At 56.1% G+C, this 25,197-nt stretch carries 21 protein-coding genes; 6 read left to right on the top strand and 15 right to left on the bottom strand.

The window, feature by feature from the left end; genetic code table 11:
* Positions 1-28: 28 nt before the first annotated feature.
* Entirely contained in the window at positions 29-1,645 is a 1,617-nt protein-coding gene (locus IGS16_RS07175) for a glycosyltransferase family 39 protein (RefSeq protein WP_297084580.1), read from the bottom strand.
* Between the two features lie 51 nt (positions 1,646-1,696).
* Positions 1,697-2,557 carry an alpha/beta hydrolase gene (locus tag IGS16_RS07170; RefSeq protein WP_297084579.1) on the bottom strand — a complete coding sequence of 287 codons (861 nt, stop codon included), beginning with the start codon at positions 2,555-2,557 and terminating at the stop codon, positions 1,697-1,699.
* A 216-nt stretch (positions 2,558-2,773) separates the two neighbouring features.
* Between IGS16_RS07170 and leuB the strand changes: the two genes are divergently transcribed.
* Together leuB and IGS16_RS07160 are read left to right on the top strand one after the other, a co-directional pair.
* Complete coding sequence (leuB, locus tag IGS16_RS07165; protein ID WP_297084577.1) at positions 2,774-3,835, top strand: 3-isopropylmalate dehydrogenase; 1,062 nt, start codon at positions 2,774-2,776, stop codon at positions 3,833-3,835.
* On the top strand, positions 3,822-5,606 hold the full coding sequence (locus tag IGS16_RS07160; protein WP_297084576.1) for an aconitase/3-isopropylmalate dehydratase large subunit family protein: 1,785 nt from the start codon (positions 3,822-3,824) through the stop codon (positions 5,604-5,606). Before leuB ends, IGS16_RS07160 begins: the two co-directional genes overlap by 14 nt.
* Positions 5,607-5,616: 10 nt before the next feature.
* Here the strand turns inward: IGS16_RS07160 and IGS16_RS07155 are convergent, their stop codons facing one another.
* The 7 genes from IGS16_RS07155 to IGS16_RS07125 all read right to left on the bottom strand — a co-directional run bounded on the left by IGS16_RS07155 (position 5,617) and on the right by IGS16_RS07125 (position 16,823).
* The gene (locus IGS16_RS07155) at positions 5,617-6,408 is read right to left on the bottom strand and encodes a 4'-phosphopantetheinyl transferase superfamily protein (protein ID WP_297084573.1); all 792 of its coding nucleotides are present in this window, start codon (positions 6,406-6,408) and stop codon (positions 5,617-5,619) included.
* A 49-nt stretch (positions 6,409-6,457) separates the two neighbouring features.
* Entirely contained in the window at positions 6,458-7,615 is a 1,158-nt protein-coding gene (locus IGS16_RS07150; protein ID WP_297084571.1) for a substrate-binding domain-containing protein, read from the bottom strand.
* 79 nt (positions 7,616-7,694) lie between these two features.
* Entirely contained in the window at positions 7,695-8,774 is a 1,080-nt protein-coding gene (locus IGS16_RS07145; RefSeq protein WP_297084569.1) for a sulfate/molybdate ABC transporter ATP-binding protein, read from the bottom strand.
* The gene (gene modB / locus IGS16_RS07140; RefSeq protein WP_297084567.1) at positions 8,707-9,495 is read right to left on the bottom strand and encodes a molybdate ABC transporter permease subunit; all 789 of its coding nucleotides are present in this window, start codon (positions 9,493-9,495) and stop codon (positions 8,707-8,709) included. The genes IGS16_RS07145 and modB overlap by 68 nt, the downstream gene beginning before the upstream one ends.
* Complete coding sequence (gene modA, locus IGS16_RS07135) at positions 9,492-10,340, bottom strand: molybdate ABC transporter substrate-binding protein (RefSeq protein WP_367185747.1); 849 nt, start codon at positions 10,338-10,340, stop codon at positions 9,492-9,494. The genes modB and modA overlap by 4 nt, the downstream gene beginning before the upstream one ends.
* A 180-nt stretch (positions 10,341-10,520) precedes the next feature.
* Positions 10,521-15,545 (bottom strand): Ig-like domain-containing protein, encoded by a 5,025-nt coding sequence (locus tag IGS16_RS07130; RefSeq protein WP_297084563.1) that lies wholly within the window; start codon positions 15,543-15,545, stop codon positions 10,521-10,523.
* Positions 15,546-16,235: 690 nt separating this feature from the next.
* Positions 16,236-16,823, bottom strand: coding sequence for a dual specificity protein phosphatase (locus tag IGS16_RS07125; RefSeq protein ID WP_297084561.1), 588 nt, complete (start codon positions 16,821-16,823; stop codon positions 16,236-16,238).
* A 103-nt stretch (positions 16,824-16,926) separates the two neighbouring features.
* On the opposite strand from IGS16_RS07125, the gene IGS16_RS07120 reads away from it, so the two are divergent.
* Entirely contained in the window at positions 16,927-17,139 is a 213-nt protein-coding gene (locus IGS16_RS07120) for a hypothetical protein (RefSeq protein ID WP_297084559.1), read from the top strand.
* 287 nt (positions 17,140-17,426) lie between these two features.
* The gene (locus tag IGS16_RS07115) at positions 17,427-17,924 is read left to right on the top strand and encodes a hypothetical protein (RefSeq protein WP_297084558.1); all 498 of its coding nucleotides are present in this window, start codon (positions 17,427-17,429) and stop codon (positions 17,922-17,924) included.
* 84 nt (positions 17,925-18,008) lie between these two features.
* Here IGS16_RS07115 and IGS16_RS07110 read toward each other — a convergent pair whose 3' ends face one another.
* The 3 genes from IGS16_RS07110 to crtA form a co-directional block, all read right to left on the bottom strand.
* The gene (locus IGS16_RS07110) at positions 18,009-18,749 is read right to left on the bottom strand and encodes an HpsJ family protein (RefSeq protein ID WP_068513937.1); all 741 of its coding nucleotides are present in this window, start codon (positions 18,747-18,749) and stop codon (positions 18,009-18,011) included.
* Positions 18,750-18,841: 92 nt separating this feature from the next.
* Entirely contained in the window at positions 18,842-19,546 is a 705-nt protein-coding gene (locus IGS16_RS07105; RefSeq protein ID WP_297084555.1) for a cyanoexosortase A system-associated protein, read from the bottom strand.
* Positions 19,547-19,568: 22 nt separating this feature from the next.
* Positions 19,569-20,501, bottom strand: coding sequence for a cyanoexosortase A (gene crtA / locus IGS16_RS07100; RefSeq protein ID WP_297084554.1), 933 nt, complete (start codon positions 20,499-20,501; stop codon positions 19,569-19,571).
* 615 nt (positions 20,502-21,116) lie between these two features.
* Here crtA and IGS16_RS07095 point away from each other — a divergent pair.
* The gene (locus IGS16_RS07095; protein WP_297084552.1) at positions 21,117-21,929 is read left to right on the top strand and encodes a WecB/TagA/CpsF family glycosyltransferase; all 813 of its coding nucleotides are present in this window, start codon (positions 21,117-21,119) and stop codon (positions 21,927-21,929) included.
* 134 nt (positions 21,930-22,063) lie between these two features.
* Here the strand turns inward: IGS16_RS07095 and tsaB are convergent, their stop codons facing one another.
* The 3 genes from tsaB to IGS16_RS07080 all read right to left on the bottom strand — a co-directional run bounded on the left by tsaB (position 22,064) and on the right by IGS16_RS07080 (position 24,725).
* Positions 22,064-22,702, bottom strand: a complete 639-nt coding sequence (gene tsaB, locus IGS16_RS07090; RefSeq protein ID WP_297084550.1) for a tRNA (adenosine(37)-N6)-threonylcarbamoyltransferase complex dimerization subunit type 1 TsaB — start codon at positions 22,700-22,702, stop codon at positions 22,064-22,066.
* Between the two features lie 22 nt (positions 22,703-22,724).
* The gene (locus IGS16_RS07085; RefSeq protein WP_297084549.1) at positions 22,725-24,020 is read right to left on the bottom strand and encodes a serpin family protein; all 1,296 of its coding nucleotides are present in this window, start codon (positions 24,018-24,020) and stop codon (positions 22,725-22,727) included.
* Positions 24,021-24,293: 273 nt separating this feature from the next.
* Positions 24,294-24,725 (bottom strand): DUF4279 domain-containing protein, encoded by a 432-nt coding sequence (locus tag IGS16_RS07080; protein ID WP_297084547.1) that lies wholly within the window; start codon positions 24,723-24,725, stop codon positions 24,294-24,296.
* 236 nt (positions 24,726-24,961) lie between these two features.
* On the opposite strand from IGS16_RS07080, the gene IGS16_RS07075 reads away from it, so the two are divergent.
* The coding region (locus tag IGS16_RS07075) for a hypothetical protein (RefSeq protein ID WP_297084545.1) at positions 24,962-25,197 on the top strand (236 nt) is incomplete at its 3' end.

Raw genomic sequence — 25,197 nt, 5'->3', positions numbered from 1 at the left:
ACAGGAACGCAGTGAGGAGGGACATCACTCAGCTAGAAGGACAGGATCGATCGGGATTCTCAACGTGCCAGAGGGATAGATAAATGTCTGAATCTGTCAAGGTTTTTGGGCGAAAAACTTCGGTAATCTGGGGGCGATCGCGCTGCTGAATGTCCTGCTGGAGCAATGCAGGTGGGTTTAGCAGAAAGAAGGGTTCACATCGCTGCGGCGGCATGGACGCAGGACTAAGAATTTGAACCCTGGTATCGGGTTTGAGGAACTGGCTGAGGGATACCAGATCGAGGGCATAGCGAGACTCGGCAATGATCTGGGGCGAAGGCTGCTGATTGACCCGGGCGGCGATTTCAGGATTGTGCCGATTGCGAGATTTTTGATAGTCGGGAATGTGGTGCAGGTTGGACAGACCCGATAAGAAGCTGACCATGAGCAGGAAGGCTAAAACGCCGCGCTGCCAGGAGCGTCCGACAGAGAGCCAGCCCGCTATTGCGATCAGCACGGCAAGCTGGACGGGGATAAGATAGCGCGATGTGGCCGAGGCCTGTCCCTGTCGGATGAGATCCAGCGCCACCAGAATCACAGGAACGGGCAGCAGTAGGGCGGCGACAAAGCTCCCCACTCGCGGCTGTCGCAAAGTCCACCACAGAGCAAAGGCGATCGCCCCCAGCGTGAGCAATGCAGTGAGAAACTTGGCTGCCACCAGCGCAACTGGCCCCAATTCCACCGGCGCGTCAAAAAACAGCACGACGAGGCTATAGAGCCAGACCACCAGCATCGACAGCGCCCCCATCGGCTGACGCATCCATTCGGTGTTGGCTTGCAGGGTATCCCATTGGCTCAGGACAATGAGAATCCACGGGAGAAATAGCCCAACCGCCAGCGCCGCTGCCTGGAGAAATCCATGCCGCTGAGCGCGATTGCCCACCCACAGGACGTACAGCCCGTGTCCCAGCAGCACCAGCGCCGTTAGCAGCGACGTATACAGCCCCACCGCCATGCTGAATCCATAGGGCAACCAGCGCCAAAGCGAATGCGGCATCTCGTTCCCAAAAACGTTCTGTTTCACATTCTCTGTGGCATACCCCATCGCGTTCCATAACGCCAAACTGCTCCACAGCAGCGTGACGCTCCACAGGCTGTAGGGACGCGCTTCTTGGGCATAGGACACAAAAAAAGGCGACAGGGCTAGTAACGTCGTGGCGATCGCCCCGGCAGGGGCAGAATTAAACAACTGGCTGGCCAGTCGCCCGATGAGCGCAAGTGAAATCAGGCTGAAGAGAACCGAGAGCGATCGCACGGCTACTATGCTGCTGCCCCAGAGTTTTGTCCAGCCGTGGGCTAGCAAGAAATAAAGCGGGGCGTGTTCGGGGCTTTGAACTAGGGCACGGAGGACTTGGGTCAAGGGCAAATCGGGGGCGGGATGCAAAAACTGCTGGAGGTCTGCGGGCGTGCGGGGAACACCGTCGCTGAGTTGGGCGGTGACTTCGGCGCGGGTGTAGCCAGCAATGCGAACCGAGGTGGCGACTTCATCCACCCAATACACGCGATCGCCCAGCCCATACCCCCGAAACAGGATGCCCAGCAGCAACGCCAGCGCCACAAGCCATTGCCAGATTCGCTGTTTCGATGTCCACGTCGCTCGCTTCACAGTGTTGATTCCTTGGCAACAGATGGGTTTAAGGTTGGGTGCATGGCGATGCTAAATTCCGGCAGCAGGATTGGCATAGCGCGTAACGAAGCGCTGGAGCGTCTGGAAATACAGCGTCCGGTTGATTCGTCGCAAATTGCTGTGGCCCGCCTGAGGAATCAGCAGCAGTTCCTTGGGCGGCGGCGCAGCGTCGTAGAGCGCTTGCCCCATGTGAACAGGCACGACGCGATCGCCCGTCCCATGAATCACCAGCAGCGGCATCTGGAGCGATCGCACTTTTGCCAGGGAATCAAATCTTTGGTGCAGCAAGAGATCCACGGGCAAAAGCTGTATGGGTATGAAGTGGCTGATCATCTCTCGCATAGAGGTAAACGAACTCTCGACGACTAGGGCGGCCAGGTTAGGATTGCGGATTGCCAATTCCAGAGCGATCGCCCCTCCGATGGATCTGCCCATAACCACGATGCGCTGGGGCGGAATGCGGCGGGTTTGGGTGAGGTAGTCGAGGGCGGCGATCGCATCGGCATAGACCGATTGTTCGGTGGGAAAATGTCCCTGGCTTTCGCCATAGCCGCGATAGTCGATGAAAAAGGCCGCCCAGCCCAACTCATGAATCTGCGCTGCCAGCCAGGGTAGATCCCCCAAATTGCTGCCTGTGCCGTGGAAGTATAGCACCGTCAGCGCGTCGTCCCGATTCGCGCCAATCCACCAGCCGCGCACCCGCCCCGTCCCTACGGGCAAATCAACGATTTGGTAGCGCAATCCTACCGCATCCGGCGTGGTACGAATGTTGGCATCGGGACGAAAAATCAGCCGCGTCTGCCCTGCCCACACCAGCCCACAGGTCGCTACGTACAGCGCCACCACGCCGCCCAGTATTCGATAAAGCCTTCTGGCGTTTGGAAACCGCATTTTGTCCTACCTCCAGCCCTCACACCCCAACCCCGATCCCTGATCCCAACGCCTGCCAGACGTATTATCATCCATAGGAATTACGCAGTCGAATGATTTACTTACGCAGTCGAATGATTTTTTGCAGGTTACGCCCGTGAGAAATCATTCAAAACCCAGAAAATTCATCGCAAGTGCGTAAGTTCAAATCCATAAGGTGGTGTGGGACGTGGGGTCGTGGGAAATAGAGCATATCAACTGGTGGCGCTGTCAGGCGAAGGCGTGGGCCCAGAGGTTGTGGAGGCGGCGCTGGCGGTGCTGGCGCATTTAGCAACGCTGCATGGTTTTTCGGTGCGGGTGACGCATGGGCTGGTGGGAGAACCCGCCGTACAGATGTTTAGCACAGGGTTTCCGGAGGCGACGGCGCGGCTCTGCAAGGGGGCAGACGGCATATTATTCGGGGCGGTGTCAAAGGCGGGCTTGCTGGAACTGCGGAAGCAATTTGACCTGTTTGCCAACTTGCGCCCGGTGCGCCCGGTCAAAAGTCTGCGGCACCGCTCGTCAATCAGACCAGAAAAGCTGGACGGGGTGGATATTCTGTTCGTGCGGGAGTTGGTCAGCGGCATTTACTTTGGTCCGTCGGGGCGCGGGGTGGATGGGACTGGCCCCTATGGCTTTCACACGATGCAGTATGCCGATTCCGAAATTCGGCGGATCGCCCGTGTCGCGCTTCAGCAGGCCCAGCAGCGGCGCAAGAAACTGGCGATCGCCCACAAGGAAAACGCGCTGCCCTGCCTTCCCTGGACGCGGCTGGTGCAGGAAGAAGCGGCAGCGTTTCCCGATGTGAGGCTGGTGCCGATGCTGATGGACAATCTGGCGATGCAGCTCGTGATGAATCCGCAGCAGTTTGACGTGATTTTGGCAGGCAACCTGTTTGGCGATATTCTCAGCGACATTGGCGGGGCGATCGCCGGGTCAATTGGGCTACTGGGGTCTGCCAGCCTAAATGCAGACGGTTTTGGGATGTACGAGGCGATTCATGGCACAGCGCCGGATATCGCGGGCAAGGGCATCGCCAATCCGATGGGGACGCTGGCCAGCGTGGAGTTAATGTTGCGACAGTGGGGGGAGCAAGATGCGGCAGATCATCTGGCGATCGCCCAGGAGCAACTGCTGGAAGCGGGCTATCGTACGGCCGACCTCATGGCCTTGCCAGAAGATCGGTTTGTGAATACGAAAGCTTTTACGGAGCAACTGATTCAACAGCTAACCAATGCAAAGCCCTATGAACACACCTGAGAATCATCCTGCGAATCCACCTGAGAAAGTTTTAACCCTAGGAGATGACATTAACACGGATGACATCATCCCAGCCAAGCGCGGAACTAATCTCGATCCGGCGCATCTGAAGCGGTATGCCCTGGAGCATGTAATTGGGATGGATCAGCTCACAAACTATAACGTAATCGAAGCAGGCGCAAACTTTGGCTGTGGCTCTAGTCGAGAAATCGCGGCGATCGCCCTGAAAGCGGCAGGGATTCGTGAAGTGCGGGCGCGATCCTTTGCCGATATTTTTTACCGCAACAGCATCAATATCGGGTTGCCCTTAAAGCACTTGGGCGAAGCAGAAACCCACCCAATTGTGGCGGCGATTACGCAGGCAGGCGGACTGTTTGCCTTTAACCAGCAGCGATTGCGCGGAGACATGGCCCTGCCGCCCAGCGACACGCCGCGCCGCCCCATGACGATGGCAGAAAAGCTGCTGGCGCGGGCATCGGGTAATGCGTTTGTACAGCCCGGTGAGGTGGTGTTTGCCAAGGTGGATCTGGCGATGTCCCACGATGCGATCGCCGCTGGGGTGGCACAGCTTTTCTACCAGCATTTCGGTGAGTCGGCAAGGATTTGGGAGCGCGATCGCCTGGTGCTGGTGGCGGATCATTTTATTCAAATTAACGATATTCGGGTTGACCCCAAAGCTGACCTGCTCTATCAGCAAATGGTCGAGTTTGCCGAGGAGCAAGGCTGCCACCTGCTGGATGTGGTGTCGCCCGGAGAGGCAGCGGGCATTTGCCATGTGCTGCTGCCGGAGCGGGGGTTTGTGCGACCGGGCATGGTGATCGTCGGGACGGATTCCCATAGCTGCACCTATGGCGCATTTGGCTGCTTTTCGACAGGCATTGGCACAACGGATATGGCCAACCTACTGGCAACAGGCGATCTGTGGCTGCGCGTGCCGCCGACGCTGCGAATCTGCCTGGAGGGAACGCCTGCACCGGAGATCAGCGCCAAAGATATCATGCTGTTTTTGCTGGGGCAGTTGGGCTGCGACGGGGCGATCGGGCAGGTGCTGGAGTTTTGCGGCGGGGCGATCGCCCGAATGCCGATGGACGAGCGGATGACGCTGGCAAATATGGCGGTGGAGTGTGGGGCGCTGTGTGGACTGATCGCGCCTGATGCAGTGACGCGGGAGTATCTGGCAGAACGCCAGAGGGAACGCACTAGCGAATCTTTGGAAGAACGACTGGATGATGAGGCGATGGCAGAACTAGGGAGGGCGATCGCCAGTGATGCGGATGCAGAATACGAACGCACCTACACATTTGATCTAACCGATCTAGAACCCCAAGTCGCCTGTCCACCCAAGCCCGATCAGGTCGTGGGCATTAGCCAGTTGGGGCGGGTTCCCATCACCAATGCGTTTATCGGCTCCTGCACAGGCGGCAAATTGCATGACCTGGCCGAAGCGGCAGCAGTGCTAAACGGGAACCGAGTTGCGTCGCAGGTCAGCCTGTTTGTCGTCCCAGCGTCGCAAGCAGTGCTGCAACAGGCCGAGGCCCTGGGCTATGTGCAGATTTTAGAGGCGGCGGGTGCAACAATTCTCAAGTCGGGCTGCGGAGCCTGCATCAACGCGGGCAGGGGCGTTTTGGAAGCGGGCGAGAACGGCATCTACGCCACCAATCGCAACTTCAAGGGACGCAGTGGCGATCCCACGGGGAATAACTATCTAGCCTCGCCGCGAGTGGTGGCCGTTTCTGCAATTCGGGGATATATCAGCCGTGAGTTGGGATAAGGGCGAGAAGTTACACTAGATCTTGCACAGAGTAAAGACGGTAACAATACAGGTTAAAAGCTTGCTTGTGTACTGCGAACGCACCAGAAAAGTGATTGCCAAGCGACACAGGTTGAATCTGCCAGCATGAATCAGACGGTGATGCATTAGTGGCATTAGTGAATGCTGGGACACGAATTGAGCCGTTAGGGGCGATCGCCATCTCCACCTGCTCTAGCCCGCTCAATCCCTGGCCAGTTGCCTTCACGTAGGCTTCTTTGCATGTCCAGAGTTGCAGAAATTGAGTCAGTTGCTCAGCGGGGGGCAGAGGGTTTAGCACAGCGCGTTCTGATTCAGAAAAGACAGATCGCGCCAGAGCAAGCACATCCAGCGGTCGATGCTGCTCCAGGTCAACCCCAATCAGATGCTCCTGCGTGAATCCGTACAGCGCCAGCCCGCCAGAATGCGACAGGTTGAATTGCAGTGGCGGCGTGGCGTTGGATGGGGACTTCAGGGCAGGCTTGCCGTAGGAATTGTAGGAAAAGCAAATGGCAGATGGCGCAAGCCCGGTGTAGCGGCTGAGCAGGTGTCGCAAAATGCCCCGACCGATGATGAATCGAGCGCGATCGCCCGTCTGGCGAAACTTTGCGGCTCTGACCTGTTCGTCGGGCGAAAGGGTTTGCTCAAGCAATGGCAGGGATTCTGTACCGCTCTCAATATTCACCAACCACAGATGAACGTCCGCAGGATCAAGGGGTTTTAGCTCGGATAATGCCAGCCAAGTGGGGGCGATCGCTGCAATTTTGGGAACAGTAAAAGACATGAGTGACAGATTCGATCAGGATGGAAAATACTGTCGCAGATGTACGGACTTAAGAAGACATAACGGTACTCAAAATATCCCCCGTTTGACTCGTATCGTAACCGCCCAGCCTTTGCAACTGCGACAGAACTCGACGATGGCCCAGCGTACTCAAAAGCTGCTGCACGGGCGCTTCTTCGAGATAGGGTTGGAGCGTTACCAGATCATAGCGAGAGCGATGCAGCGGGATGAACTCTAGCCCAAACGCTGCGGCAACCGATGCAGTGCTAACGCCTGCGCTTGCCTGCCCAGTGGCGATCGCCCTGGCCACCTCCAGATGCCCCGCTGCCAGGGTGTCAAATCCCCGAACCGCTTGCGACGGAATGCCTGCCACCTGGAGCGATCGCTCTAACACCTGCCGACTGCCTGCCCCCGCTTCCCGATTCACAATCTTTACGTCCGGTCGGGTCAGATCTTCAATCGTTTTGAGTTGCAGCGGGTTTCCAGGCTGAATGAGTAACCCCTCTTCCCAACTGCCCAAATTAATCACCACAGCAGCGACACTTTGCAGGACAGCTTGCGTTTGCAGGGCAGTTTTCACAAACGGAACGTTGTGATCTCGCGTGGCCGCATCGTAGAGATGCATTCCCGCAAGATGCACCTCTCCGCAACAGAGCCGATCCAAGGCGCACATGCTGTTGTCCAGCGTCCAATGTACGCGCAGGTCGGGATGCCAGCGCTCGGCGGCCCGCGCCCACAGCGACAGTGCTGGCGTGCAGCCCGCGATGACAACTGTGCGGTGCAGCTTTTCCAGATCGTCGAGCAGGTGGACGCGCAGCATTTGGGTGGTCGAATCGTAGCGGCCTTCCCCGTCCGCAGGCACCATTTCTGTCCGAAAGGCGGCGTTCCCCTTTAGCGGGTGTGCAATCCACTGACCGCCCACTCGGGCCAGACTGAGTCGAGTGGCCTGATCCGTCGGAAAGTTTTGGGTCGGGAGCGCATCCAACTCCACCGCATCTTGCTCCAGCCAGAACAGGTCTTCAACTTGGCAACCCAGCGCCCTGGACAACCGCAGCGCGACGGTTGTGGATGGTGCGTATTGTCCTGCCTCTACGCCGCCGATGGTTTGGCGCGACACTCCGGCGATCGCCGCTAGGTCTTGCTGGCTCATGCCCAGCCGCAGCCGGACTTGCTTCAGATTATTGCAAAGGTCGTGTTCGGGTTTCACGGGATGGAGGGAACGCGGTTAATGGCTATCGGCATTTTGGCATGGAAGATGCAGGTGGGGCAGGCCGAGTTTTGGCAACTTATTCCAGCAGCAAAAGCCGGAGCGGATCTAGCGTGAGATGCCACGGTTGGGGACGATCTTTCAGGCGTTCCCATTCCTCTTTGAAGACCTCTGCCTGGAGATGATAGTCTTCGGCGTAGCGGGGTGCGTTGCCCAGCTTGAGGAATAGCGTCATGCGATGAGGCGTTTCGCTGGTCCAGGCCAGCCAGGCGGGAAAGGTATTGGGCGGGTGGGGCGGATGGGAAAAGCGGATATGGTGCGCCCGAATGCCGATGTGCGTGTGTTTTGAAGAGACGGGTTCATCCGTGTGAAGGGTGCAGTTCCAATCCGGAGCGCGTACCGTTTGCTGATTGATGGGCTGGATTCGGGTGTAATTTTTGCATCCGGTCAGTTGGGCAACGGGCATTGTTTTCGGATGATGAAACACGTCCTGTTTGTATCCATTGGCAATCACGGTTCCCGAAGAAAGCACAAGCAATCGCTGACACACGCGATAGGCCTCTTCCAGATTGTGGCTCACAAACAGAGTGATGCCGTTGTAATCTGCCAGGGTTTTGATGAGCTGCTTTTCTAGCTCGCTGCGGAGGTGAGTATCGAGGGCAGAAAAAGGTTCGTCGAGCAGAAGGATATCGGGATTGGGGGCCAGCGCTCTAGCAAGGGCAACTCGCTGCTGTTGTCCGCCGGAAAGCTGATGAGGATAGCGGTTGCCAAATCCGGCAAGCTGAACGCGCCCAAGCTGCGCTTCGACGGTTTGGACGAGTTCTCGCTTTTCTTGTTTTGACCCTTGGCGCTTATTCAGTCCGTAGGCGATGTTTTGGGCGACCGTGAGATGCGGAAACAGCGCATAGTTTTGAAACAGAAACCCCACGCGGCGATCGCGGCTGGGGAGGTTAATGCCTTTGCGCGAGTCGTAGAGAATGCGATTGTTCAGCACGATGGTGCCGCTGGTGGGGGTTTCAATGCCCGCGATGCAGCGGAGGGTCATGCTTTTGCCCGATCCTGACCCGCCCAAAATGCCGAGTGGCTCTCGTTCAGCGCTGAAGGCTACGTTCAGGGTGTAACTGGGGAGCCGCTTCTGAATATCTACCAATAGGCTCATCTGGGTTGACCTCTGGGTTGACCTCTGAGTCGATCTCTGAGTCGATCTCTGGGCGAATCGCGATTGGCGACTGCGAAGGAGACTGTTTGGACTCCAAATGGCGCACCCACCACAACAAAGCAAAGGCGATCGCCGTCATTATCAGCACCATTGCGTTTGCGAGTCCATAGCGCTGCATTTGCACGGCATCGTAGATTGCCAGGGGGAGAGTCTGGGTGCGTCCGGGAATGCTGCCTGCCACCATCAGCGTTGCGCCAAATTCTCCCAATCCCCGCGCCACGCTTAGCCCAAAGCCTGCCAAAATGCCGCGATGGGCAAGCGGTAGGGTAATCCGCCACAGCACTTCTGGCTCCGTTGAACCCAGCGTGCGGGCGGCGGCCTCTAGCTCTGGGCTGACGTTGGCGATCGCCGCACGGGTCGATTCCACCATCAGCGGCAGCGCGACGACCGCCGAGGCGATCGCCCCCGCCTGCCAAGAGAAGAGCAAATCAATTCTCAGCCATTCCCTAATCGGACTGCCGCGTCCCAAGGCCAGCAGCAAAAAATAGCCCACGACGCTGGGTGGCAGCACCAGCGGCAAATTCAGCAACGTAGACACAAAAATCTGTCCCCGGAACCGCACCCGCGCCAAAAAAATTCCCAGCCCCAGCCCAAACACCAGAATCAAAGCGCTGGCGACCAAGGTGACCCGGAGAGAGAGGATCGACGGCTGCCAAATCATAGGGCTAGCTCCTCTCCAGGCAGGACGAAACCGTATTTTCTCATGAGGGGCCGACCCTTCTCCCCATTGATAAATGTGGCAAACTGCTGAGCCAGTTCAGGATGCGGCGCGGTTTTGGGCACGGCTAGCATCTGCTCCAGCGGCTGGTGCAACTCAGCCGGAATCAGCGTCCATTTTCCGGGTTTGCCGACGCTAATCGACAGGGCAGCGATCGCCACTTCCACATTCCCCATTTCGGCATGTTGCTGGGTTTGCTTAATGTTTTCCCCAAAAACCAGCTTGGGCTGAATCGCATCCCAAACCCCAGCAGACTGCATCGCTTCGCGGGCGGCGACCCCGTAGGGCGCGTGGTCTGGATTGGCGATCGCAACCCGTTTCACCTCCGGCTTCGTCAAGTCTTGCAGGGTTTTCAGTTCCAGGGGGCTGTCGTCTCTCTGCCACAGCACAATTCGCCCCACGCCATACAGCGCCTTCGTTTCGGAGCGAATCAGCCCTTTCTCATCCAAATCTTCGATGAATTTCCGGTTGGCTGCGGCAAATAAATCCACGGGTGCGCCCCGCTCAATTTGCTGTGCCAATTGTCCGGTCGAACCCAGGTTAAACGTAACCCGATGTCCGGTTTCCGCCTCCCACTGCTTGCCAATTTCGGGAAACACGTAGTTCAGGTCGGCCGCTGCTGAAACCGTCAGCGTGACTGGCTCCTGTGCGACGGGTGGCGCTGACTCAGGAGCCACATTGGAAGCCACCTTGGAAGCCACATTGCAAGATCCCAACAATCCCACCAGTAGCCCGACCCACGCCCACCCCAAAAACCAATTCTGCCGTCTGACTCTTTTTCCGACCATTGGCTGACCCCTGTGCTAGTCGCAGTGATGCAAGCAAACTTGACAACATGCCAATATACTTGCTCAGCGGCCAGATCAGATTCTGTCTTCAAAACAGCAGATTTAGAAAAAATTCCATTTTGGCGGCTTCAGGGCGAGGTCAGAGCATCCATTCTGACGCAGTAGCCCCGGATGCTTGGGCTAAAGCGGTAGCCGCGTCAGTGGCACGAAGCTGGCAGCGGTCAGCCTGTTCGCCTGCACGCCCGACAGTTCCGCAATCACCTCATCCGAACCATTTAGCAAGATGCGGGCCCCCCGGCTCGACTGCTGAATCCGCAGTTCGCTGAAGGTCAACCCCTTCGCCAGCCCGATGACATCAGTGCCCACTTTGAAATCTCGGATGACATCAACGCCGCCATGCTTGGTGAGGACAAACGTATCGCGGCCCGCGCCCCCAATCATCAGATCGCTGCGTCCACCGCCCACCAGCAGGTCGTTGCCCTTTCCGCCCTTCAGGACATTCGTGGCGATCGCCCCCCAGATTTCCGTCTTCTCCTGGAATCCGCGCAGAAAATCAGTCGTTTCGCCCGCAATCAGCACATCGTTGCCCGCGCCCCCAATTAGCACGTCCGCCCCGCGCCCGCCGACCAACGTGTCATTGCCGCTGCCGCCCACAAGCCGATCGATGCCAGCGCCACCCAAGATATAGTCGTCGCCCCTCAGACCCTCAATCACGTCGTTGCCGTCCAAACCCTCGATGCGATCGCCCCGTCGTGTTCCACGAATCCGATCCGGCCGGGGCGACCCCTTCATCCAATTCAGCTTCTTCGGGCCCTGCGGCGGCAACCCACTGTCTGACCTGACCAGCAGATCAAATTCGTCAACCGCACTCACGCCCGAACGATCTGTGGCCCGCACAACGATGCGATAGTTACCTGCGTTTCCGCCCGCAGGGGTGCCGCTGAAGGCGCGCGTCACAGGGTCAAACGTCAGCCATGCAGGCAGCGGACGACCGTCGCTCAAACTCGCCGTATAGGTCAGCACATCGCCTGCGTCTATGTCCACAAACGTATCCGACTCCAGCATCAGGCCAAAGCCCTGTCCCGCCACCGCCGTCCGATTCCCAATCGGTTTTTGCAGCACTGGCGCATCGTTGATATTCAGCACCGTCAGCGTGAATGTGCCCGTACCCTGCGCCCCACTGGGATCAGTCGCCACAACCCGCAGTGTAATCGTGCCCACATCCCCATTCGCAGGCGTACCTGAAAATGTTCGAGTTGCTGCATTAAAGGTCAACCAAGCGGGCAGCGGCGCACCATTGGCCAGGGTTGCGGTATAGGTCAAAGAATCCCCGTCTGGATCAACAAAGGCGGTGAGCGGAAGCTGGGCCACAAACGGCAGCCTTTCGGTGGCACCGCGACGCGGCAGGGGCGCAGTCAACACGGGGGACTGGTTGGCCGCCACCAGCACAGAAATGGTGCCCGTTGCATTGAACACGTCGTCGGTGGCTTGAAAAACAAAACTGTCTGGCCCGCTATAGCCAGGATTGGGCGTGTAGGTGTAGGTTCCTGTTGCCGTGTTGGTAATCACCACAGACCCATAGCTGGGCGCAGTCACAATGCTAAAGCGGATGATATCCCCATCGGGATCGGTGGCCACAAGCCGCCCCGATCGTTCCGCATTGACGCGGGTATTGAGGCTGCCATTGGTCGCAACAGGGGCACTGTTGGGCGCAACCGTAATGCTGACCGTTGCGGGGGCAGAGTCATCCGTTCCATCATTTGCCTGAAAGGTAAAGCTGTCGCTGCCCGAAAATCCGGCGTTGGGGGTGTAGGTATATTCTCCCGTTAGTGCGTTAATGATCGTGACCGTGCCATTGGTCGGAGCCGAGACAATGCTGAAGCTCAGCGGATCGCCCTCTACGTCTGTCGCCGTTAAGAAACCTGTCTCGGTCTTGCCTGTTCGAGTGTTTAGCGTGGCTGCATTCGCAACGGGTGCATCGTTAACTGAAGTGATAGTAATCGTGACAGTGGCGGGATCAGACTCTTCATATCCATCGAACACGCGGAACGAGAAGCTGTCCGAGCCGTTGGCATTGGGGTTCGGCGTGTAGGTGAATGCGCCCGTGTTGGGATCAAACGCCGTGATGCTTCCCTGGCTGGGCCCAGTGGCGATCGCATAGATCAGCGGATCATTGTCGCCATCGGTGCCAGAGAGCGTCCCCAGCAAGGCTATATCTTCGTTGGTCACCAAACTGTCGCCATTGGCTACGGGGGCGTTATTGCCAAAGTTGACCACAATGCTCACGGTCGCCACATTGGAGAGCGCATTGGGTGCCCCGCTGCCATCATTTGCCTGGAAGGTAAAACTGTCAGTCCCGACGTGTCCCGCATTGGGCAGGTAAGTAAATGCCCCGGTAGCCGCGTTAAAGCTGGTTAGCGTTCCATTAGCAGGCCCAGTCACAACGCTATAGGTCAGCGTGTCGCCATCCACGTCGGCCGCTGCCAACGTTCCATTTTGAGGCTGATTCCTCGTCGTGGTCAGGCTGTCGTCGGTGGCGACGGGTGCGTCGTTTACAGGGGCGATCGCCACGGTCACCGTTGCTGGGCTGGAATACACCGTTCCGTCAAACACGCGATAGGTAAAGCTATCTGCACCGTTCTCATTTGGATTCGGCGTGTAGGTAAAGGCTCCCGTAGCCGCGTTCGTAATCGTGACCACGCCCTTGGTCGGAGCCGTCACAATCTCGTAGGTGAGCGCATCCCCATCTACATCTGCACCAAACAAAAAACCGGATGTGGCCACATCCTCATTCGTATTCACAGTCACGCCCGCAGCCGTCGGCGCATCGTTGATGGGCGTAATGGCGATCGCCACCGTTGCTGCGGTCGAGTAAACCGTTCCGTCAAACACGCGATAGGTGAAGCTATCTGCCCCATTCGCGTTTGTATTTGGCGTATAGGTAAAGGCTCCCGTGGCGGCGTTCGTAATTGTCACTACGCCCTTGGTCGGAGCCGTCACAATCTCGTAGGTGAGCGCGTCGCCATCCACGTCCGCGCCTAACAAAAAGCCGGATGTGACCACATCTTCATCGGTCGTAATGCTCAGGCTAGAAGCGGTAGGCGTATCGTTTACGGGGGCGATCGCCACGGTCACCGTTGCCGGGCTGGAATATACCGTTCCGTCAAACACGCGGTAGGTAAAGCTATCTGCACCGTTCTCATCTGGGTTCGGCGTATAGGTAAAGGCTCCCGTAGCCGCATTCGTAATCGTCACCACGCCCTTGGTCGGAGCCGTCACAATTTCGTAGGTCAGCGCATCCCCATCTACATCTGCACCCAACAAAAAGCCCGAAGTCGCCACATCCTCATTCGTATTCACAGTCGCGCCCGCAGCCGTCGGCGCATCGTTCACTGGATTAACCGTGATTGTCACTGTCGCGATACCAGAGTTATTCACTCCATCATTCACCTGGAAGGTAAACGTGTCGCCACCGTTAAAGTTTGCATTGGGCGTAAACGTGTAGGCTCCTGTTGCTGCATTCGTGATCGTGACGGTTCCATTAATAGGCTGAGTCACGATGCTGTAGGTTAGCGCTGCGCCTTCTGGATCGCTTCCAGACAGCATTCCTGAAAACGTCATGTCCTCATTCGTGGCTAGCGAGCCATTGTTGGCCACAGGTGGCAAATTCACCACCGCACTCGGCGAAAACGCCACCCCACGAAAAACCTTATTTGCCCCAGCCGTCGCTAGCACAGTTAACGTCGCGTTGATATCGGCGTTAAAAGCAGCCGTGTCTACGATCCGCACCAGCGAGTTATTGGCTCCAGTTCCCTGCGTGGCATACATTTCAACGGTGCTGCCCACGATTCGACCTGTTAGCCCAGTGAATTGACCCACGATCCGCTGGCGTAGCGTCCAGGTTGTGCCATCGAAGGAATACTTCCGAATGCCTCCGCCCAGCGCGTCTGGGCTTTGGTCAGCAATGTATAGCGTGTCAACCCCTGCAACCGTTGCATCCCGATCCAGCAGGATAAATTCAAAGGGTGAGTTGCCACTTAAAGTGCCAGGAACGGCTGTAATCGGGAAAGATCCGCTCTGGGGCAGTCCAGTGCCGACAGTATTCAAACCAACATGAGTAGGAGCAGTCGAGCTACCCGCAGTGGTATACAAACGCCCGTCAAAGATCCTGACACTCCGGACAGCGCCATCAGCCGTTGTCAGGCGTGTTCCCGTTGTGCCGCCGTAGGGCACATAGTGAATTCCGCCTGTACTACCACTGGAAACTCCGGCCACCCAGAAGCCGCTACCATCTTGTGAAGCCACGCTCCGAATGCTGTTTCCACTAAAGCTGTTGGTCAGGTAGGTTGAGGTGTCCACCGTCCCGTTAATATCAACCCGAGCAATCACTCGGTTGAATGTGGTGCTGGTGGAGCTAGCTATCGCCGCAGTGCCAACGCTTGCGTCATAGCCTGCCAAAACCAGGTATCGGCCGTCTGTTGAAAGACTCAATCCCCCTTCTGCCGTTGCACTGCCACTCAGAGTCAATCGTCGATTGCTGCCGTCAACCGTGGTTGGCATAGCGATGGATTGCAGCAGGCTGCCGCTCGTATTGTATACATCCAAAAAAACGGCAGTTGCTGCACTAGTCAGGGGGGCGCTGCCGTCGCCAACCCGCAGAACGACAATGCTGCCCGCCGGAATCGCAGGCAGGATTCCCCTATAAGCGTTGAGGGCATCCGCGTTGAAAGGATTGCCTGCTTCGATGTGGCCTGTGGTGTATTCCAGCGTCCAGTCGCCGCCAGAGGCAGCATGACCTGTGAGGTTTGTCGATGCGGCCAGGTCGGCCCCAGTGAGGGCGGCGAGCTGCTGCACAAAGGCGCTGCCCTCGCCATTGGCGATGTTGCAGCCATAGAGCAGGATATCGGCATCTTCCGTCAGCGCCGCAGACCAGGATTGCAGGGATGTGCTGTAGTGTGCCAGGGTGCTGCGATTTAGCACTGTTGAGCCGAGATGCAGGCTGCCTGCGCTGCCGTGAGAGACAATATGGACGCTGCTGATGTTGCTGCGCCCTGCTAGATAGTCGGTAATTTGCTGAATTCCATCTTGCCCAGGGTCGAGAATCTGAACGTCAATATCGGGATGAATGCCAGCAATTAGGGTTTGATAATCGGGTGTGGCCGCATCAACAAAAACAACGGTAGCGCAGCGGGTGGTAAAAGACATAGCTGGATTGAAGTAGATGGATAGATACACGAAACCAAGATGTGCGAAAATTGCGGCAGAAAAAACAAGGGCGATCGCCCCAAATAAACCCACTCAAATACTTTTGAAGCCTGAATCAATCAGACGCTTTGTGTCTGAATCAGCGATGAGCCTGTAAAATTAAGAACCCAAAAGGAATCCGCGAAAAGTAAGGCTTCATGAATCATTAGAAGCGCGTTAGACGTAACCTCAAACCATTTAATAGTCAAACTAATAGTCGAAGCCTAAAGTTCGTTTTTGGAACTGTCTGGCGTTTTGTCCCTAAATTCACTGCCTTAATGCATAATGTCTCTAACGATGGCTTCGCCGGATTATATGGGTCTTGAGCTTGGGTTTCAAACTGGAGTGAACTCGTTCACAGAGCAGCCTGAAATTGCCAAATTGCCTTTGTAAACAAAGTATTCCCCATGTTGCGAAACATTGAACGACTCAAGCCACAAATTTTCAGTAAATTTACGTCCGAAGTCCAGAGGCTCATTGAACGCTAAAAATAGCAAAACTTTTAAGACTAAAGGCGCTTCTTGTTGGCTCGGATTCCGAAATATTGCGGAATTTCTAAACAGTTTAAGCGGCAAATCCGTAAAGTTTCGGAGTCATTTTTGCTGCCACTTTCTCGGCAAATTGCCCTTGACAGACTTCCAGGCTCGTTGCCTACACGGAGATCTGAGTAGAATCTGGGAATTTTGAACTTCGGCTGACAAATGCCTGCAATATTTTGATTTGTGCGCTAGTCGGGGCGGCGATCGCCTGCACCTGCTGAACGTAGCGCAGCGCTTCCCACACATCGAGCTGATGATAGCGACACAAATAGGCGGCACACACCAGGGGCGATCGCTCGACCCCCCGCCGACAGTGGACATAGACCGGGCGCTGGCGGCGGAGGTGCTGATGCAGCAGTTCTGTTGCCACCTCAAAGTGTTGAACCTGAAGCGGAACCAAGTAGGATTGATTTGGCAGAATATATCGCTGACAGTGGAATTTTTCTGCAATCGCTTGCGGCAGTGGCCCCTCTGCTTCGGCACAGAGCGACAGCACTACCTCTACGTTGGCAGCGGCAAGGATGCTAGCGTAGTCTGGTTTTGGGAGCGCACCAAGGGCCAGACGGTTGGGCAAAATCCAGCAGATCTGGGTTTGGCGGATGAGCGTGGTGGAGGATTGGATAGAACGGTAGGGCGATCGCCCTGGTTTTAGGACTAGCCCCTGTCGCGATCGCAGTGTTTTCAAAATGCCCTCGCCCATCGTGGATTCCCCTATATCAGCGCCGATTCTACTTCAACCTTTTCAACCTTCAAGGCTACTGGCTCTATATCAGGAACCACTTTCTGCCCCCACTCAAACTCACATGGTTCACGTCTCTCATTTTTTAACCGCCTATCTCTTGCTTTCGGCGATCGCCTTTACCGTTTATCTATCCATTTTTCTAAAAGACCCCTCAACCCCTAAAACAGATCACTTATCCTGGCTAGTGCTGATCGTTGCTACGTTGCTCTCGCCCATTTCGCTGCCCATCTCGCTGCTGAAGTGGCTAAAATCGCTCGGCCGCCCAGCCGAGTAGGCTCTTCAAAACCTGAAAGAAAGCTTATAAAAATACTGTCAAAAAAAAATGGTCTAAAGTGTATATGGGCTTCGCAGTCCAAAATAATCCTTGGCAGTTCAAGCCAGTCCAGAGTTCGTCATGATTGGCTCATTTCTACCCTTTACACAGCCATGTCTACGCTAAAGTCCCCTTTGTCCAAAAACACCTCCTCAGGAATGGCTCACGCTTCTCCTATCGCTTTCACCAACACAAACCTGCCTGCGGTCACGAACCCATCCTTGCATCGCACTATTGCTCGTGCCTCAATGCCAGATGCCCTAAGCCCCCAGTCCACTCGACCAGCCACCAGAAATGTTCGCTTGGTTGGGGCATTTCGCGGCAGTGCGCCACTCAGAATTCTCAGCATTCAAGGGGTTGGCTCTGCCACTCGGCTGCGCCAGTCTCAGATTGGCGGTATTTGGGAATTTTTTAGCAATCGACTATTTCGCTTTACGCCCAGAGGAATTGGCACTATCGTCCGCGATGACCTCTTTCCTGTAGTTGGCACTTATCGACTATCCCGCAACTCTATTCGCGTTTCTGGACAACGCAGCAGCAGTATTGGACTGGGGGGTGGTGCAGCCGTCTTTATCGATGGCATCTTTGCACGCGCACAAAATGGTCAAGTTTTTGCCCGCATTATCCAATCCACCACAGCTTCCTCAGCCTTTGTGGGCATCGGCGGCCCAATTAGCGGCGGTTCCAGAAATACCTACGACTTTACAATCCGCATGGCCAGAATCGTAGGTAACCTGCTGCGCTAAAAAAAATCCTGGATAAGAGCGTTTCTTACTCTTACCCAGGATTCAAACCTGCATCAAATGCTTTAATCGATGAAACGTCAGCCTCTATGCAGCGGGCTGCGTCTTAGAAGCTTTGCTGCGCTTTTTCTTGGCACCCCTGGCCCAGCGAGTAAGGTGCCAGATATAGATAAACAAGAAGCCAGCAATCAAGGCGCTCAAGTTCCACTTAGCAGAGCTTTCCATCAGGCGGTTGCGGCGGCTTGCCTTTTCAATTTCCACCTGCTCCTGCATCCGCTCCTTAAACTGAGACAACTGGCTCAGCATTTGCTCCTTGGGCGCTCTGGCTGCATCTCCCTCCAGCGTTACGCCCTGGCTCTCCAAAAAGCCCTTGATTTGCTCCGCGCTGGCATCATTGATTTGCTTCTCGAAAGCAGCTACCTGCTCAAGCTGCTGGCTAAATTGGTTACTGATCAAATCCATGCTCTGGCTATTCAGCCGTAGCGTATTCGTCACGCCCAGCGGAACCAGCAGCAGCAGGAAAATACCAAACAGCATTGATACCCAGGAAAGGAACTTGAGAACAGGCCGTTCCCACTTACTGCGAAACTGCATTTCCCCAAAAAAGATTAGCGCCGCCGCCAAAAGTGGAACAGGAACTCGCTCTACGATTGCACCCATTGTTTCAAACTCCCAAATGGGATTAGTGAATCGGGGTGGGAACAGAATCGTGAACAGGTCAAGCGTCGTCAGAACCAACAGTCCATACCCGGCCCAACGCAGCAGCACTGGGGAAAAGGGCTTGCTTGCGGGGGAGGGAGTGGGAGATTCGGGTTGGGCTTGAGTCATGGGATATCCTCCGAGTATGTCAATAACCGAGTGAAATGGGGTGAAAAAAAGGGAGCCAAGGAGCGTCTCGCAGACTTCAGGAAACGGGAAACTTAGGGAGTCGGAAACTGGGGTTGCCACCACGCCTGCCAGTCTGTCCAGGCGGCTTTGAGCTGCGGATAGACCTGATCTGCCGGGGTGTTTTGGAGTGGAGCAGACATCACCGTCCACAGACAGCGCCCATCTCGCAGCGTCTCTCGACCCAGCAGGACGGGCAGGGCCCGCTCTGGGCGCAAGTCGAGGGCGTAGCGATTTTGCATAAACTGCGCCTCGGTGACGGTGCTGGAGCCGCGAGGATTGATGCAACTGGTGAGATGGGCGTGGGTTTCATCGGCGTAGATGCTGTAGAATCCGCCTGATTCGTCTTGCTGAATGGTTGTGGGAAACGCAACCGTTGGGGTGGATTTGCCATACTTCAGCAATAAATTGCGGACGCTGGGGTCGGTGTTGACCAGGTATCGGATTTCTACTGTGAGAGCGCGATCGCCCTTCGTATAGTCGTATCGCTTGCCCGACACCATTTCTGCCTGCGCCTTTTCGGGAATCGGCAGCGCTGTTGCCGACTGAGCCTGCCAGCCAGGAAGGGGCACCTGCTCCGGGAAGTCAAATTCGGCCTTCGTCTGCTCAGCGGTCGGGGGAAACAGGAGCAAGCGCCCCAGTACCAGCACCACGCCCCCCAAGGTCAATGCCAGCAGCGACAGGCGAGTATATTTCGCAACTAAGTTTTCGGCTGAGTTTGCAGATAGGTTTGCAGTCATGAACGTGCTATCACGAAAGGAACTATGGCTCTTGCCACTCAAGCGGCTCGTCCTGCGGATGATCCAGAAACAGTTCGTCCTCCGTTGAATCGTCACCGACCTCCGCTAAGGCCGTCCAGCATTCAGCAGCCTCCTGCCAGCGCAGCAGCAGCCAGCACACGCCGCCAAAAATCAGCACAGCAATCATGGAAAAGATGAGCGACCCGGTGCCTTCATGCCAGTATTCAAACGCCTCTGGCTGAGAAGATGCGACCAGATAGGCCATCAAAGACACCCGCACCCCGTTGACCCCAAAAGCGATCAACACCGCCAGCGCAACTGCCAGTCCGCGACGCAGCCAGTTCAAAGGGAACATCACCACAAACAAACCCGCTAGCGACAGCAGGTAAGTAATGCCCTCAATGCCAGAACAGCCAGGATAGACCTCGACTGACCCGGTGGGCAGGTGAATATTGACTCCATCGCGAACTACTTCAAACCCGCCATACCAGAGCAGAGCGGTCGAAAATTTCGCCGTCCACAGCGTCGGGTCAAACAGCGGCGGAATAAACACCTTGGGCGCACCCAGACAAAACAGCAGCAACAGTTCTTGTCGATACTGCCCCAATCCGCGAAAACCAGAGGATAGGAGGGCTAATCCTAAACCAGCCGTGAGCGGAGCTAGCAGCAAAAACGCCTCGCCCGGAGTTGCCAAACTCCGCAACAGCACGAACACAATCAGCATGGCTCCAAGCACGCTTGCGAGAATGCTGCTATCAAAGCGCAGTGTATGCTGGCGATCGCCCAACAGCGAGGCCAGCGCCGCAAAAAACAGAATACTGCTGCCCAGCAAATCGACGTTATCAGCCCGCCAAACCAGCGTCAGGTGAATTGCAGCCAGCCCAGCGGCGATCGCCACCAGCCAGAACCGAAACTCGGTGACTGATCTGAAGTTCAAAGACGAAAACGTTTTCATACAAACTGTTAGAGGAGGTTCAAATCTGGTTTGCGAGGGTTCGCATTCAAACTTTGAACCGTACAATGCTAGTGTGCCCAGGTGCGATCGCTTCCTAACAGACGCAATATTTTGCGGCAATGAGCGCAATCCATAGGCGGAAAAATCTCATTCGATGTGCCTAAATTTCCCTATCGGGCGATCGCAAAAGTGATGATAACGAGTACACAAACCGAACAGACTGGTGAAAAATACGGTCACTAAGGGGGCGATGATTTCGCAGATTGGATTTGCGCCTTAGTTTCAAAAGATCAGCCCTTCCTGCAACCTGAAAGTCCATCAAAAGAAGACTTTTGGCCCTTTTTACTGGCTAATGGACTACTCGCTGTGTAGGTGATTTTTTCAGGCAAAGTATTTAACTCATTAAAACCACACAAAACCCATACAACATCAAGACAAAAGCGCCGCAGCCCGCCCCCTTAGAGGGCGGAAACTCGTACGTAATCTCCCTCTGTTTACCCGGCTTTTGCGGATGTTATTACCGAATGTAGATGGTCATTGACTCTGCGAACAAACCGCCTGGTTTGGATTTCGGATGACTATCGAGCAAAAGACCTCAGGAATGGAGCGTGCTGGATGGACAGCGTTAAGATTCTGAACGTGCAAATTGATAACCTGTCAACACAGGAACTACTGGAAAAGCTAACCAGCGGCGTTGTTTATACTCCCAATGTGGATCACTTGGTCAAACTGCAAAGAGATTCGTCCTTCTTCAAGGTCTACAATGACGCAGACTACCGGGTTTGCGACAGCAAGATCTTAATGTACGTGTCTCGCTTCCTGGGGTCGCCCATCCGCGAAAAAATTTCGGGGTCTGACCTGTTCCCTGCTTTTTACGAGTATCACAAGGACAACCCAGACATTCGTATTTTCCTGCTGGGGGCCAAAGAGGGCGTTGCAGCAGCGGCCCAGAAGCGCATCAATGCAAAAGTCGGGCGGGAAATCGTCGTGGCGACCCATTCGCCGTCCTTCGGGTTTGAAAAGGACGAAGCCGAGTGCGATCGCATCCTGGAAATGATTCGAGAGTCGGGCGCGACCGTCTTGGCTGTGGGGTTGGGCGCACCGAAGCAGGAGTTGTTCATTCACAAGTACAAAGACCAACTGCCCAATGTCAAAATCTTCCTGGCCATTGGCGCAACGATCGACTTTGAGGCAGGAAACGTCAAGCGATCGCCCAAGTGGATCAGTGAGGCAGGGCTGGAATGGCTCTATCGCCTCACGGCCGAACCCAAGCGGCTGTGGCGGCGCTACCTGGTCGAAGATCCGCTGTTTTTCTGGCTGGTGCTGCTGCAAAAGCTGAATGTTTACACCAACCCGCTCCGGAATAGCTCCAGCGACCTCGACCGCATTGACTACGGCACGCCCCGCGAGGCTCTGGCGGCTGAATAGGTTCCAGGTTTATAGAATTGCTGAATCCAGCGAAAACGAGGAGAGGGAGTGCGGGAGCTAAGCTGCGGCATTCCCTTTTTGTGCGTTTGCACTTTGTGCCTCTGCTGCGCTCTGCGCTGTACTGACTTTTGCCCCTATTTCACCGGGTGCTGCCCGTAAAAAGGCAGCGCGGCCGACCAGTGGGGGCGATCGCCCCGTTGCCAGTCTGCATAGGCCAGGGCAAGCAGGTCTGCGGCGGTGTGAGCGCGATCGCCATTTGCGTCGATGGGCTGCCAGGGAAAGGTCCAGGAGTCGAGGAGCGATCGCCAGTCCGTTTCCGTCAGCACGGCATCAGGATACACGGGGACAAGCTGGTGGGTCTGCGGCTGGGTGCGATAAATTGCGCCAAACACTTCGCCGCGCTGGGCGGATAGCTGCACTGCCAGGTCGATTGTAGAATCTGTAGAATCATCAGGCATCTGGGCAGCGGCGGCATGGGCGACGGCCGCCAGCGAGGAAATGGCAAACAGCGGAATCTCCAACTGCTGCGCCAGCGTTCGTGCCGTCACCATGCCAATGCGCGTCCCCGTGAAGCCACCCGGCCCCCGCGCCACCGCCAGAAAGTCCAGATCTGCCCAGGTCTGCGGCGGCAAAAACGCCATCAGGCAGTCGTGCAGATGCGTAGACAGGGCCCGCCCCAACTCCCAGGTCTGCTGGCGCTGCACGTCGGCAAAGTTACTGAGTGCCAGACCCAGATTCGGACTGCTGGTGTGGAGGGCGAGGGCGATGGGCATGGGGTTTACAGACCAGCTAACTTTAGCTACCAGGGTTGACGACAGTGCCCATAAACAGGATGCTACCTGTCTGATTATCCTGGATGGCGTAGAAGAAGGGGCGATCGACCACCATCTGGAAGGGCGGATCGATGGGAGCGGAGGTGACCCCGATGCTGATGCCCGTGCTGCCTGCGGCTTCGGTGCCCTGCTCGTTGACCTCGATGAAGGTCTTATGCTGCACACGGTTGATGAAGGCCTGCGCGTCGATCATGGCGGAGAAGTCGGCCTGATCTGGGTCGAAGGCGATCGCCATGCCCAGCGACTTGAGCGCGTCGTTCAGCCCCACGCTAAATTCCGTGTTGAACCGGGGCAGCTTGACCATGCCCTCGCGGCGGCGAAACTGGGTATTCCAGGTCTGCCAGTTTTCGGCGGTGAGGGTTTGCAGGAACGCCTCCAGGCTGGTGGACTGCTTGGGCAAAAACACGACCATGCTAAAGCGGCGGTTGCCGTAGGGCAGGTTCACCGCTTGGAACTGGTCGGTTTCGGCATAGACAAACTGCCCTGACTGCGACATCAGCGGATGATTGAGGCGATCGCCATTGGGCAGATAGAAGGGCTGCGTCTGCGTCATTGACGGGTTGAAGGGCACACTCCAGGTGCCTTTGAAATAGATGGCGTTGACCAAAAACAGCACATCCTCTGGATTGAGCCGATCAACGATGGTGGGAATTTTGCCTTCAGTGCTGCGGCTAACCCAGTCGTTGATCACGCTGGGCGCATTGGGTTGGGAAAAGTCCAGGCTGGAGACTTCGGCATTATAGAACTCACGGTTCTTTGCCAAAAAGTCGGGCTGAAAATCAATCCCCTCCCGGCTCCAGAGGGAGTTGGCGATCGCCAGCTTGACTTTTGGATCAGCACTTTCCAGCAGCGCCTCCAGTGCCGTATTGCCCTGGTTCACGTCGTCCAGGCTCAGCCCCTCAAGCTGGAGCGCTTCGGCGATCGCCCGCTGGGTGTCGCCGCTGGCCCCGTTGTAAACCATCGACAGGGCGATCGCCACGCTCGACGGCGAAATCAGCACATTTTCACCCGGCGACTGGGCCGCCACTTCCGAAAACAGCTTGAAGCCAAAGCGGGTATTCGCCGCCACCAAACGCGCATCCACGGGTTGCTCCGTCACATCAGGGTTTTGGGAAATGGGGGATTCGGGCACCGACGGGATGGACGGCACGGGCGACGAATCGCCAGCGCGAGACTGATTCGCAGCACAACTCAGCAACCCAACAACGAGCAGGCTGCCCGCCAGCGCGGTGCCAATGGTCAACAGTGAGCGACGCATGTCTTGATTCTCCTTCAAATCAGCGGATGGGAATACTCCGCTGCAAAAACTTTCCACTTCTTTAGAATGGCAGCCGCCCCCTCGAAGTTTCCGCTGGTTTCGGTTTTTGCTACGCAATGTTGGGTCGCAGTTGACTAGGCGCGGGCGCAGTAGGCAGCAGCTTGGGCAAAAAAAACTGGCTTGCGAAAACAGCGATTCGCAGCCAGCCCAGTATCCCAAACTTTGCGTGGTGATGGACGTATGGATAGATGTGTTGCCTAACCCGGTCTTTCCTCAGCGACTGCTGCGAACCAGCACTTCATAGCCACAGTCCAATTCCAGATCGGCAATTTTCTGCATTTGCTGGGGCGACATGACCGGGCCGCTGTGCCCATCCACCGATTCCCAAAAACAAAATAGATCTGTCCGTGCGCCCATCTTCTGTAGCTCTTTCAATGCCTGAGAGCAGGGCGCAAGCTGCTGCAAAATCCAGTCGATGTGATGGCGAGCATCGTTGGAATCGACCGCATCTTTGGACGACAGAAACCAACCGTTGAGCGAAGCAATATGGGCTGGCTTGCCCGGATGTCGCAGTTTGCCCTGCCACTGGCACAGCGTCGGCTCGATGCCCAAACGTTCGGTGACTTCGGTAGGGTCTAGATCGCCAGGATAAATCCGTAAAATTGCGTAGGTTCGCTTACAGGGGGTAGGGGGAGCAGCGTACATGGAGGAGGCTCAGAATTATCAAGGATAGGCTGAAGATTAAACGGCATCGTAGATGTCCCTGAAGAGCGCCAGAGAACCGTTGCGAAAAAACGCAGGGGCTATATCTTTAATATTCTGCTAGATCTCTCCGTATTATTGCGGGGAAAGGGGCGATTGCCATCAAATCGCAACAAAATAATTAAGAATTCGTAAAGGGAGCGATCGCCCTTCCCGCCTGCGCTCACCCATTTGCCCTGATGCCTGCCCATAGCGAAGTTCCCAGCGCGATCGCGCTAGGGGTTCAGAAAAATGGAAAAGTGAAGAACGAAAAACGAATGCAGAAGGTCTACAACCCGGAGCGCACTGGGGGTTGTGCCAGGGGTTCAGAAAAATGGAAAGTGAAGAACGAAAAACGAATGCAGAAGGTCTACAACCCGAAGCGCACTGGGGGTTGTGCCAGGGGTTCAGAAAAATGGAAAAGTGAAGAACGAAA

Origin of the sequence: Thermoleptolyngbya sp. C42_A2020_037, assembly GCF_015272455.1 — a bacterium.
GTDB lineage: Bacteria > Cyanobacteriota > Cyanobacteriia > Elainellales > Elainellaceae > Thermoleptolyngbya.
Note: the sequence above shows the minus strand (reverse complement) of the source record. Positions and strands in the feature narration are given on the sequence as shown.